10 protein-coding genes are annotated in these 11,748 nt (G+C 63.8%); 7 read left to right on the forward strand and 3 right to left on the reverse strand.

The genetic code is table 11. The annotated features are described in order from the left end of the window. Positions 1-64: 64 nt before the first annotated feature. The 3 genes from ABLA28_RS07890 to miaA form a co-directional block, all read right to left on the reverse strand. Positions 65-1,591: a S1 RNA-binding domain-containing protein gene (locus ABLA28_RS07890; RefSeq protein WP_347713194.1), complete on the reverse strand. Its 1,527-nt coding sequence runs from the start codon at positions 1,589-1,591 to the stop codon at positions 65-67. A gap of 22 nt (positions 1,592-1,613) precedes the next feature. Continuing rightward, positions 1,614-2,459 (reverse strand): 4-hydroxy-3-methylbut-2-enyl diphosphate reductase, encoded by an 846-nt coding sequence (ispH, locus tag ABLA28_RS07895; protein WP_347713195.1) that lies wholly within the window; start codon positions 2,457-2,459, stop codon positions 1,614-1,616. Between the two features lie 68 nt (positions 2,460-2,527). Beyond that, a complete protein-coding gene (gene miaA / locus ABLA28_RS07900; protein ID WP_347713196.1) occupies positions 2,528-3,523 on the reverse strand; it encodes a tRNA (adenosine(37)-N6)-dimethylallyltransferase MiaA in 996 nt (331 codons plus the stop codon). 440 nt (positions 3,524-3,963) lie between these two features. Here miaA and ABLA28_RS07905 point away from each other — a divergent pair, with 440 nt between their 5' ends. The 7 genes from ABLA28_RS07905 to ABLA28_RS07935 all read left to right on the forward strand — a co-directional run bounded on the left by ABLA28_RS07905 (position 3,964) and on the right by ABLA28_RS07935 (position 11,559). Beyond that, complete coding sequence (locus tag ABLA28_RS07905) at positions 3,964-4,902, forward strand: WG repeat-containing protein (protein WP_347713197.1); 939 nt, start codon at positions 3,964-3,966, stop codon at positions 4,900-4,902. 87 nt (positions 4,903-4,989) lie between these two features. After that, positions 4,990-5,934 (forward strand): serine hydrolase, encoded by a 945-nt coding sequence (locus ABLA28_RS07910; RefSeq protein ID WP_347713198.1) that lies wholly within the window; start codon positions 4,990-4,992, stop codon positions 5,932-5,934. Between the two features lie 109 nt (positions 5,935-6,043). Beyond that, positions 6,044-7,558 (forward strand): ABC transporter substrate-binding protein, encoded by a 1,515-nt coding sequence (locus ABLA28_RS07915; protein ID WP_314718347.1) that lies wholly within the window; start codon positions 6,044-6,046, stop codon positions 7,556-7,558. 187 nt (positions 7,559-7,745) lie between these two features. Beyond that, the gene (locus ABLA28_RS07920) at positions 7,746-8,678 is read left to right on the forward strand and encodes an ABC transporter permease (protein WP_299298809.1); all 933 of its coding nucleotides are present in this window, start codon (positions 7,746-7,748) and stop codon (positions 8,676-8,678) included. Between the two features lie 12 nt (positions 8,679-8,690). Beyond that, the gene (locus tag ABLA28_RS07925) at positions 8,691-9,572 is read left to right on the forward strand and encodes an ABC transporter permease (RefSeq protein WP_299298812.1); all 882 of its coding nucleotides are present in this window, start codon (positions 8,691-8,693) and stop codon (positions 9,570-9,572) included. A 14-nt stretch (positions 9,573-9,586) separates the two neighbouring features. Next, positions 9,587-10,576, forward strand: a complete 990-nt coding sequence (locus ABLA28_RS07930) for an ABC transporter ATP-binding protein (protein WP_347713199.1) — start codon at positions 9,587-9,589, stop codon at positions 10,574-10,576. A gap of 14 nt (positions 10,577-10,590) precedes the next feature. Further along, positions 10,591-11,559, forward strand: coding sequence for an oligopeptide/dipeptide ABC transporter ATP-binding protein (locus tag ABLA28_RS07935; protein WP_347713200.1), 969 nt, complete (start codon positions 10,591-10,593; stop codon positions 11,557-11,559). The last annotated feature ends 189 nt before the right edge of the window (positions 11,560-11,748 follow it).

The following is an 11,748-nucleotide window of genomic DNA, read 5'->3' on the forward strand; positions in this document are numbered from 1 at the left end:
CCCCTACGCTTATGGTCAACACGGAAATGGCCCTCGGAAAAGCCCGCGGCCGTTTTTCCCCCTTTTACTTCGAGAAGTCCTGAGACCTGAAGGCATCCACAAACGGATTGAACTGAGGCTCCTCGTCGTGAGCGCTCTGCTGCTGCCTCCGGCTCTCGCGGGCCTCCTCCTTCTTGTGGGACTCCTCGCCGTGCCGGGCCGGATGCTCCTGCTCCTCGAGCGCACTGATGGAGAGGCGCATCCTGCGCTGCTCGGGGCTGACCTCGATGACGCGGGCCAGCACCTCCTGCTTCTCCTGCAGGACATCCCCAGGCTTCTCCACGCGCCGGGTGCTCAGCTGGGAGATGTGGATGAGGCCCTCGACGCCCTCCTCAACCTCGACAAAGGCGCCGAAGTCCGCCAGGCGAACCACCTTGACCGTGATGTCGGAACCCTTGGCATAGCGCTGATCGATGTCCTTCCAGGGATCGTTCAGCTGCTTGTAGCCCAGGCTGATGCGGCGCTTCTCGGTGTCCACGTCCAGGACCAGGACCCGGACCTCCTGCCCCTTGCGGAAGGCCTCCTTGGGATGGCGGATACGGGCCCAGCTGATGTCCCCGATGTGGACGAGCCCCTCGATGCCGGGCTCCAGCTCGACGAAGGCCCCGAAGTCCGTGACGTTCGTCACGGTCCCGGTCATGACGTCGTCCTTGTGGATGCGCTCGCCGACGGTCAGCCAGGGGTTGCCCTCCACCTGCTTGATGCTCAGGGAGATGCGGTCGTTCTCCTTGTCGATCCCGATGACCTTGACGGTGACCTTGTCGCCCTTCTTGAAGCTGTCGCGGATGCGCACGTTCCGCTTCCACGTGATCTCGCTCATATGCACCAGGCCGTCCACGGCGCCGACGTTGACGAAGACGCCGAAGTCGGTCAGGCTGCTGACCTCGCCCTCGATGATGTCGCCCTCGTGCACCTCTTCGTAGAACTTGGCCCTCTGCTCCGCGGCCTCCTTCTCGACGAGGGACTTCCGCGAGAAGACGATGCGGTGCTTCCTGCGATCCTTTTCAAGCAATTTAGCGTCAAAAACCTGCTCGATGAAGTTCCCCAGGTTGACCCCCCTGCCGTCGGCGGAGAGGTGGGATATGGGCATGAAGCCCTCGAGGCCGCAGCAGTCCACCATCAGGCCGCCCTTGACCTTGCGGACCCCCCGAACCTGGACGATCTCGTTCTGAGCAAGCTTGTCTTCAAATTCGGCCCACCGACGGTCGAACTCGTGCCGCCAGCGGCTGAGCAGGAGCTGCGCCTCCTCGCCCTCGCGAAGGTTGATGACCTGAACCTCGATCTCGTCCCCCTTCGTGGGCTTCTCCGCGTCTCCCACCAGAATGCGGTGCGTCCATTCCTTGCCGGGAAGGTAGCCCTCGCACTTGTAACCGACATCGACCAGCCAGCCGTTCTCCGTCTCCGCGATCACGGTGCCGGTCCGGACGTCGCCCTTGCGAAGCCCGGAGATGTCGTACTGCTCCATCATGCTCTCCATCGTCTCCTGAGCGGCAGCCTCCTGCCCCTCGCCCTGCAGACCCTGCTCCATATCCCTGTCCATAATCTGATCCATAAACCATAGCCCCCTTGACTGCCTACATTCTCGCAATTTTGTTGCTTATTTCTGTGATAAGCCACTCGGGCGTACTGGCCCCGGCGGCTATACCAATCCTCTGCCTGCCCTCGAACCACCCCCTGTCGAGCTCCTCGGCGCTCTCTATCCAAAGGACGTCCAAGCCGTTCGACTCCGCTATATTCCTCAGCTTCCCCGTGTTGGCGCTCTCCCGGCCGCCGATCAGGACCACTCCGTCCACTCGCCCCACGAGCGCGCGTACCGCGTCCTGACGCTCCATGGTCGCACGGCAGATCGTGTTGCAGACCCGCAGCTCCCCCGCCCGGCGCACCAGAACCGCGGCCACCGAGGACAGGCGTTCCTCCTGCTGGGTCGTCTGGGAGATCAGGGCGACGCGCCCCCGCTTGGGAAGACGCTCCGCCTCGGCCTCGTCGGCCACGACATCGATCCCTCCATCCACGTATCCCATGATCGAGCGTATCTCCGGGTGGTTCCGGTCCCCCAGGAGAACGATATGATACCCCTCGTCCGAAAGGGAGTTCGCGAGGTCCTGAGCCCTGCGGACAAAGGGACAGGTCGTGTCGATGACGCAGACGCCCTTCTCCCGCAGCTCGTTCAGGACCGCGCGGGATTCCCCATGGGCTCGTATCAGCACCCGGACCCCAGGAGGGACCTCGGAGGCATCCTTCGCCACCCGCAGCCCCATGCTCCTGAGACGGGCGACCTCCTGGGGGTTGTGGATCGGCATGCCGATCGTCCAGACCGCCCGATCCGTCTCCCCGACCGTCAGGGCCTCCAGAATCGCATCTACGGCACGCTTCACGCCGAAACAAAAACCGGCGCGCTCGGCCATCACAATCTCCTTCAAATCACATCAATCCAGACCTCGCGCCCCATCTCGGGGCAAATCCCTGTCCCCGCCTCGCAGCGGGCCCCTCAAGCGCCGCCGCGCGATCCCTCCAGATGACGCGACGCCGCCTCCCGAACCCGCCTCTCCAACTCCACGGCGGAGAGAGCGGAAGTATCATACCACAAGGCGGGCTCAAATTTGCCGAACCACGTCATCTGCCGGCGGCAAAATGCACGGGTCCTGCTTATGTCCCCCTCGAGCGCCTCGTCCAGGCTCAGCCTCCCGCGATACCAGGCCGCCAGCTCCCGGTACCCGAAGCCCTGCATGGAGGGGAAACGCTCGTCGAAGCCATGCTCGATCAGCCACGAGACCTCCTCGGGATAGCCGGAGGCGAACTGATGCCGCGCCCGCTCGGCGATCCGCTCGAAGAGCTCGGGCCTCGGCCGGTTCAGCCCGACATACAGCACGTTCAGCCCGGAGTCCGCCTTCTCCCCCTCCGCATAGAGGCGGGAGGGGGGCGTCCCGGTCAGGTCCCAGATCTCCAGCGCGCGCACGACGCGGCGGACGTCGTTGGGGTGCAGCCGGTTCGCCGTGACCGCGTCGACCTCGGCGAGGCGGGCGTGAAGCGCAGGGGGTCCTTCCAGCGCGGCTCGTTCCTCGTAGCGGCGCCGCACCTCCGGGTCGTGGGGAAGGGAGACGTTCATGGCGGCGTGAAACAAGGCATTGTAATAGAAGGGCGTACCCCCGACGAACAGCGGGACCCGTCCGCGGGCGCGTATGCGACGCACGGCGCCGAGGGCCAGGGAGACGAAATCGGACACGGTGAACACCTCGTCGGGGTCCGCGACGTCCACGGCATGGTGCGGGACCCTGCGGCGTTCCGAGGCCGCTATCTTGTCGGTCCCCACGTCCATGTAGCGGTACACCTGGCGGGAGTCCACCGAGATGATCTCCGCCCCCAGGCGGAGGGCCAGCTCGAGGCTCAAGGCCGTCTTGCCGACGGCCGTGGGGCCGATCAGCGCGACGACGGGCTGCCGCTCGCCGCGGGACGGGGTCTCCGTATTCTCTCCGGGAAAATCCATGGCTCCAGGCTCCTTTAAGGAAACGCCGATTTAATCCATGAAGCCCCCCTGTGGAACCCCAGCTTGCCAGTTGATTGGGTAAGAACTTGCCGGGGCCGCCGCTATCGGGATAGCGGCGTGGGGGGATGGGGGCAAAACCCCCATATTAAAAATTCAGGGAAGCGCTGGAGATTATTGCCTTTAGACGTTGTGCATGTTTACTCTTGGCAAAATATGCATTTTTCTTTTGACCAGCGCTTCCTCGAAAATGTTCAGAGTATAGCACAGTGCGCGGCACAACGCGTCGGACGCGCAGCCCTCTTGCGGTCCGGTCGAGGACCGGCCCCCTCGCCTCCTCCATTCGATTCTCCCCGTCCGATTCTTTGGTAGAATAACGGGAATACCGAGCCCAACTTGATTGTCCGGCCCGATCGACTCCGAAAAGAACGAGGCTGAAAGGAATGAAGCTCATGGCCACGACCGCATCCGTTTTTTCAATATCCGTCCGTTCGTTTTTCGCCGCCCTGCTCCTCTGCATCCTGCCCTTCCCGCCCGCCGCCGCGGCGGCGCATGAGGCGCGGATCGTCATCGAGTACGGGTACTCCGACGCACGGGATTTCCATGAGGGACTGGCCGCCGTCAAGTCGAACGACGCGTGGGGCTACATCGACAACCTCGGCCGCATCGTCGTCCCCTTCGTCCATCGCATCCCGGAGGCGGGGGACTTCTCGGAGGGGCTGGCCTTCGTCGGGGACCATTTCATCGACACGAACGGCAGGGCCGCCCTGGAGGGAAAGACCTTCGAGGACGCCAGGCCCTTCTCCCAGGGGCTGGCCGCCGTGCAGAGCGGCGGACGATGGGGCTACATTGACCTGACGGGCAAGTTCGTCATCGCCCCCTCCTACGAGGCGGCGGGCTCCTTCTCCCAGGGGCTGGCGCCGGTGCGGACGGGCGGGCTCTGGGGCTACATCGACGCGGGCGGACGCCTGAAGATCCCCGCCCAGTTCCTCGGGGGCGCCCCCTTCAGCGAGGGCCGCGCCGCGGTGGAGACCCGGGGCCTGTACGGCTACATCGACCTCTCGGGGAGGGACCTCGTCAAGGCCTCTTTCGACGAGGCGGGGCCCTTCGGGAACGGACTGGCCCCCGTCAAGAACGCCTCGAACTACCGGGCGTGGGGCTACGTCGACGCGCGGGGAAAAACCGTCATACCCCATCGCTACAACGCCGCGCGCGCCTTCCGCGAGGGGCTGGCCCCCGTCGCGACCGACTCCCGGTGGGGCTACATCGACGTACTGGGGCGGATGGTCCTGGACGCGCTGTACGACGAGGCCCGCCCGTTCCACGAGGGGCTGGCCGCCGTGCGGCAGGAGGACAGATGGGGGTACATCCGCGTGCGGTAGCGCCCTCCCCCCGGGAGACGGCCCGGAACGAAGGGGCCGCCTCGATACGATTCGCTTCGATCCGACAACAGAAAAGAGGCTGAAACGATGTCCCATCACGACGTCCCTCAAAAGGTTTCCCAAGCCGTCGAGAGGGTCACGGAAAAACACGGCGGAACGGTGACGGGCATGCTGGGCGTCGCCTTCCGGGACCTTCGGACCCAAGAGGAATTCTACCTGAACGGGGATACGGCCTTTCCGGCCGCCAGCGTCTTCAAGATATTTCTGCTCGCGGAGCTCTTCAGGCAGGCCGAGGCGGGGAAGTTCTCCCTGAGCGACCGCATCCCTCTGGAGGACTCGGAAAAGTCCCCCGGCAGCGGGGTGCTCAAGGAGCTCGGCGAGGGACTGAATCCCACCATAAGGGACTGCGCGACGCTCATGATGATCCTCTCGGACAACACGGCCACGGACAAGCTCTTCAACCTGGTGGGGCGCGAAAACATCAAAAAGAATGTGCTGGACGCCCTCGGACTGACCCGGACCAGGGTGGATTGGGGGTGCAGAAGGCTGATAGCACGGTACTGCGATCAGCCGGAGACGGCGGATGCCGACGCGGACTCCGAATCGGAGCGCAGCTTCCGGGACAGCGACCTCTACCTCTGCAGGACGGACGAAAACGATCAGACGAGTCCCGCGGACACGGCGAGGTTCCTCGCGCTGCTGGCGGAAAACCGGCTCGTGTCGGAAAGGGCCAGCAGGGATATGCTGCACATCATGTCCCGCTGCCAGACGAACTCGCGCATCCCGCGCCACCTTCCCAGGGGACTGAGGATAGCTCACAAGACGGGGACCCTGGACCGGGTGGCCAACGACGTCGGAATCGTCTACACGGAAAGAGGGAGCTACGTTCTGGCCCTTTTCTACAACGGGAACGCCGCGGACGAGGAGGAGTATGCCCGCAACGAAAAGGGGCGCATCGGCGACGACCTTCTTGCGGAGCTCTCGCGCGACATCTATCTCTGCGCCGTGGGCGGCGGCGGGGGGAGGCCTTGAAATCGGGCCGCGGACCGCGCCTTGACTTTCCCGGAAAATTTAATACACTGTCTCTTGTTCAGTGCCATGATAAAGCCATAAAAAACTAAAGTGGAGGGAGCAGAAGATCATGAGGAGATTTCGGATTGGGCGGTTGACAGCCTTCCTGCTCTGCCTCGCGGGCCTGTGCGTCGCCTGCGTCGCGGACGTCCCCGCTCACGCGGCCGTCAGGGACGACGTCAACATCTACTGCGAGGGAGTCTGGTCCTCCCTGGACCCGTTCGGGACGGGCTGCACGACTTACGTCAACATGAACCTGATCAACCAGTTCTACGAGGCCCTGCTCTACGTCTCCGACTCCGGGGAGCTGGAGCCGAGGCTGGCCGAGAGCTGGTCCCCGAACGACGACGCGACGGTCTACACGTTCCGTCTCCGAAAGGGCGTCAAGTTCCACAACGGGGAGGAGATGAAGGCGAAGGACGTGGTGTACAGCTTCAAGCGGGCCATGTCGGAGGCGTCGCTGCAGCCGTACTACATGATGATCGACAAGGTCGAGGCGGGAGCCGACGACTACACCGTCATCATCACCCTGAAGTACGCCTTCGCGCCGTTCCTCTCCTATATGGGCAACTTCATGGTCGTCAGCGAGGCCTATGCCTCCCAAAATTCCCTTCTGGACACCGAGTGCGGGACGGGGCCCTACAGGCTGGTGGACATCGAGATGAACACGGAGTGCAATATGACGCGCTTCGACGACTACTGGCGCGGCCCGGCCTCCATCAAAAACGCCAAGGTCAAGGTCATCACAGAGGGGACGACGGCGGTCACCGCCTTCGAGGCGGGGGAGCTCGACTTCATGTTCTGCTTCAACGTCTCCGCCTTCGCCCCGCTCAAGGAGAGCGGCCAGTACAACACCCAGCTGTCGCCCACCTATCACACGGCCTTCATCCTCATGAACAACAAGGTGCCGCCCCTGGACAACAAGCTGGTCCGCCAGGCGCTCTCCTACGCCACGGACCGCGACACCATGATCACCGTCGCGTACGAGGGCCTGGCCTCCCCCACCTACCTCATGGCCAACACGTCCACCTTCGGCGTCCCCAAGGACAAGTTCTACAACCATTACGAGTATAACCTCGCGAAGGCGAAGGAGCTGCTCGCGCAGGCCGGATACCCCAACGGCCTCGACCTCGGGATCATGACGGTCATCAGCGGGTCCTATCATGAAAAGTACGCCCAGGTTTTCCAGCAGAGCCTGGCGGAGATCGGCGTCACCATCGCCCTGCAGGGGTCGGAATCCGCCGTGGCCGACGCCGACGCCCACAACTACGTCCTGTGCACCATGGGCGGGGGCTTCACGACGGACTTCGCCTTCGCGGTAAAGGATTACTACGTTCCCATCAACATGCTGAACTACTCCAACGACAAGATCACCGAACTGGCGGAAAAAGCCGCCGGCGAGAAGGATACGGACACGAGGCTCAAGCTGTACGAAGAGATCGTGGATATCGTATTCGACGAATGCCCCGACATCCCCATCTTCAACAAGCAGATCCCCTGGGTGTGGGCGAAGGACCTGAATGCGGTCCCCCACATGAACAGCGGACGAGGTTACTACATCTACGAGATGAGCTGGAAGCAGTAGGGCCCGCCCGCGGCGGGCGGAACGTTCCGGCGGAGGACGAGCCGCACGGGCACGCCGGTTCGAGCCCCGCCGGACGCGGATCGTTTTCCTAAAACCACCTGCGACGGACTGCCCGGGAGAGGCCGAACCGGCCCCCTCCCGGGCAGTCCGGGCAGAAGCGGCCCAGGCCGAGGGGGGCTTCGTCCCGATGATAACGTATGTATCGAAACGCATCCTGCTTCTCATCCCCGTCCTGCTGGGGGTGACCTTCATCATCTTCACGATCATGAGCTTCGTCCCCGGCGACCCCGGACGCATGATTCTCGGGGAGAACGCCACCAGGGAGGCGGTCGAGCTGCTGAACGAAAAACTGGGCGTCAACAGGCCCTTTTTCGTGCGTTTCTGCTCCTACATCTACAACGCCGTCGTCCATTTCGACCTGGGAACGTCGTACCGCACCAGCAAGCCCGTCATGAACGACGTCCTGGCGAGGGTCCGCAACAGCTTCATGATCTCGTTCAACGGGATCCTGGCCGCGACGGTCCTCGGCGTGCCGCTGGGGATCCTGTCCGCCGTCAGGCAGTACTCCGCCATAGACAACATGTCCCGGGTGTCGGCGATGATGGCTGCGGCCATCCCCTCCTTCTGGTTCGGGATGATGCTCATCTACCTCTTCGCCTCGAAATGGAGGGTGCTGCCCGCCAGCGGGGCCAATTCCTGGAAGCACTTCATCCTTCCGATGATAACCCTGGGGATCCCCTACGCGGGGTCTCAGCTGCGGATGACGCGCTCCGCGATGCTGGAGACGATCCGCGCGGACTACGTGCGGACCGCCCGCGCCAAGGGGGTCCCGCAGGCGGTGGTCATCTTCAGGCACGCCCTGCGCAACGCCCTGCTGCCCATCGTCACGACCACCGCCACCTCCTTCGGCGGCCTGCTCGGAGGGGCCGTCATCACGGAGACCATATTCTCCATCCCCGGCCTGGGCACCCTGATCGTGACCAGCATACGACAGAGGGATACCCCGACCGTCCTGGGGGCGACGATCACGCTGGCCCTGCTGTTCGGGATCGTCATGCTCATGGTCGATTTGTTCTATGCCTTCGTGGACCCCCGCATCAAGGCAAAATACACCAGATAGCGGGCGCCGGACATGAACGACCTCAAACGCGCGTCCCGGAAGGGCAAGAAGAAAAACAAGGTGAAGGAGATCTGGAAAAGGCTCAGGAAGAACAAGAGCGCGATGCTGGGGCTTTTCGTCCTCGTCTTTTTCTCCCTCGTCGCGATCTTCGCCGGCTTTATCTCGCCGGAGAGCCTGGTAACCCAGCAGAAGGCCTCCATCCGGCTTCAGCCTCCCTCGGCGGAACACTGGTTCGGGACGGACGCCTACGGCCGGGACGTCTTCACCCGCGTCATATACGGCGCGCGCATCTCGCTCACCATCGGATTCGTGACGGCCGCCATCTCCCTGGCGGCGGGGGGGCTGCTGGGCGCATCGGCGGCCTTCTACGGCGGCAGGGCCGACGAACTGATCATGCGGGTGATGGACATCCTGACGGCGATTCCGGGGGTCCTGCTGGCGCTGTCCATCGTCGCGGTTCTGGGCGCCAGTATGCTGAACCTGCTGATCGCGATCTCGATCTCGAGCATACCGGGCTTCACCCGGCTGATACGGTCCGTGGTCCTGACCGTCGCCGAGTCGGACTACGTCGAGGCGGCCCGGGCCTGTGGGACCAGGGATCTGCGCATCATCATGAAGCACATCTTGCCCAACGCCATCGGGCCCATCGTCATCCAGACGACGAGCAGCATCTCCGGCATGATCCTTCAGGCGTCGGGTCTGAGCTTCATCGGGATGGGGGTACAGCCGCCCACCCCGGAGTGGGGGTACATGCTCTCGGAGGCCCGCGAGTTTCTGCGGATGAAGCCCTACCTCCTGATCTTTCCGGGGATCTGCATCATGCTGACGTCGCTCTCCTTCGATCTGCTCGGCGACGGCCTGCGCGATGCGCTCGACCCCAGGCTCAAGGATTGAAGGGGGCCTCTCGAATGAATGCCGCGCCTGAGAATCTGCTCGAGGTCAAGGACCTGGAGGTCATCTATCAAACGGAGGAGGAGACGGTCAGGGCCGTCAACGGCGTGTCCTTTTCGCTGAAAAAGGGCGAGGCCATCGGAATCGTGGGGGAGACGGGAGCGGGAAAGACGACCACGGCCCTTGCCATCCTGCGCCTGCTGCCCGAGACCATCGGGCGGGTCCCGAGGGGCTCCGTCCTCATGGAGGGGCGGGACCTCCTGACGCTTCCCGAGCTCGAGATGAGAAACGTCTACCGCGGGGAGCGCATCGCGATGATATTCCAGGACCCCATGACGAGCCTCAACCCGGTCCTGAGGGTGGGAGAACAGATAGCGGAGGCCCTGATCTTCCACAACGTCAGCCGCAGGAGCAAGGCCGAGATCGAGCGCCGCGTCGAGGAAACGCTCCGGCTCGTGGGGATCCCGCCGTCGCGCAAGAACGATTATCCCCATCAGTTCTCCGGGGGGATGAAGCAGCGCGTCGTCATCGCGATGGCGCTGGCCTGCGAGCCCGACCTGCTGATCGCCGACGAGCCCACGACGGCACTGGACGTCACGATCCAGGCTCAGGTTCTGGCCATGATCAACGAGCTGCGCGAAAAACTGGGGACCGCCCTTCTGATGATAACCCACGACCTGGGGATCATCGCCCAGGTATGCGACAAGGTCGCGGTGATGTACGCGGGCGAGCTCATCGAACAGGGGACGGTGGAGGACATATTTTCGAAGGGAAGGCATCATCCCTACACGGAGGGGCTTTTCGGCTCCATCCCCAACCTGAAGGAGGAGACCGCCAGGCTGTCCCCGATAGAGGGATTGATGCCGGACCCCACGGACCTTCCCGAGGGATGCAAGTTCTCCCCCCGCTGCCCCCGATGCATGGACGTCTGCCGGCGGACGCCGCCGGCGATCGGCGTGAAGGGCACGCATTCCATCGCATGCCATCTCTTCGGCCCCAACTCCTAGAGGAAGGTGAAAAGATGCCGTCTCCCCTGCTGGAAACGCGCAATCTGAAAAAGTATTTCAAGACGAGCAGCGGACTGCTGCACGCGGTGGACGACATCAGCATCAGCATCGGCGCGGGGGAGACCCTCGGGGTCGTCGGGGAATCCGGCTGCGGGAAGAGCACCCTCGGACGCACGGTGCTGCGCCTGCTGGCCCCGACGTCGGGGGAGATATTCTTCGACGGAGAGAGGATCTCCGACATGAGCGACGCTCAGATGCGGGAGAAGCGCTGCGACATGCAGATCATCTTCCAGGACCCCTATTCGAGCCTCAACCCGCGGATGACGGTGTCCGAGATCATAGCGGAGCCCATGATCGTGAACAGGACCTGCGGGAGCAGACAGGAGATGCTGGACCGCATAGACTCCCTGATGGAGACGGTCGGGCTCAGCGAAAGGCTGTACAACGCCTATCCCCACGAACTGGACGGGGGACGCCGCCAGCGCATCGGCGTGGCCCGTGCTCTGGCGCTGAATCCGAAGTTCATCGTCTGCGACGAGCCCGTGTCGGCGCTCGACGTCTCCATACAGGCGCAGATCCTCAACCTGCTCATGGACCTGCAGGACAGGATGCAGCTGACCTACATGTTCATCACGCACGACCTCAGCGTCGTCAAACACATCTCGGACAACATAGCGGTCCTCTACCTCGGCCAGTGCGTGGAGCTGGCGAGCTCGAAGGAACTCTTCGCCCAGCCCCGGCATCCCTACACGAGGGCCCTGCTCTCGGCCATCCCCGTCCCGGACCTGTCCGCGCGCAACACCCGGCACCGGATCATACGGGGCGAGGTCACGAGCCCCATCGACCCGCCGCCGGGCTGCAGGTTCGCCGCCCGCTGCGAGTTCGCGCAGGCCGGGTGCACGGCCGAGACCCCCGCGCTGCACGAGATATCCGCAGGGCATTTCGTCGCCTGCCCCTGGACCGGGGACATCGAATATCCGTGACACAGAGGGCCCCGGACGGCCGCCTCGCCGTCGGCGACAGCCCCCGTGGCCTTCGGGCGCTTTATCTCAGCCCGGCGCATCCTTTCAATTCAATCGAGTCAATCGAGCTCGACCGCGAACGCCGCCTCCAGCACGCCCCCGCCGACCGAGAGCGCCTTATCCGATATGGAAAAACAATGGTACCGGACC

The sequence above is a fragment of the uncultured Fretibacterium sp. genome, from assembly GCF_963544685.1.
Taxonomy (GTDB): Bacteria; Synergistota; Synergistia; order Synergistales; family Aminobacteriaceae; genus CAJPSE01.

What these genes read in the sequence shown, in the direction of transcription:
- ABLA28_RS07890 (WP_347713194.1), bottom strand. Translation starts at nt 1,591, where the DNA reads ATGGATCAGATTATGGACAGGGATATGGAGCAGGGTCTGCAGGGCGAG.
- miaA (WP_347713196.1), bottom strand. Translation starts at nt 3,523, where the DNA reads ATGGATTTTCCCGGAGAGAATACGGAGACCCCGTCCCGCGGCGAGCGG.
- ABLA28_RS07905 (WP_347713197.1), top strand. Translation starts at nt 3,964, where the DNA reads ATGAAGCTCATGGCCACGACCGCATCCGTTTTTTCAATATCCGTCCGT.
- ABLA28_RS07910 (WP_347713198.1), top strand. Translation starts at nt 4,990, where the DNA reads ATGTCCCATCACGACGTCCCTCAAAAGGTTTCCCAAGCCGTCGAGAGG.
- ABLA28_RS07915 (WP_314718347.1), top strand. Translation starts at nt 6,044, where the DNA reads ATGAGGAGATTTCGGATTGGGCGGTTGACAGCCTTCCTGCTCTGCCTC.
- ABLA28_RS07920 (WP_299298809.1), top strand. Translation starts at nt 7,746, where the DNA reads ATGATAACGTATGTATCGAAACGCATCCTGCTTCTCATCCCCGTCCTG.
- ABLA28_RS07925 (WP_299298812.1), top strand. Translation starts at nt 8,691, where the DNA reads ATGAACGACCTCAAACGCGCGTCCCGGAAGGGCAAGAAGAAAAACAAG.
- ABLA28_RS07930 (WP_347713199.1), top strand. Translation starts at nt 9,587, where the DNA reads ATGAATGCCGCGCCTGAGAATCTGCTCGAGGTCAAGGACCTGGAGGTC.
- ABLA28_RS07935 (WP_347713200.1), top strand. Translation starts at nt 10,591, where the DNA reads ATGCCGTCTCCCCTGCTGGAAACGCGCAATCTGAAAAAGTATTTCAAG.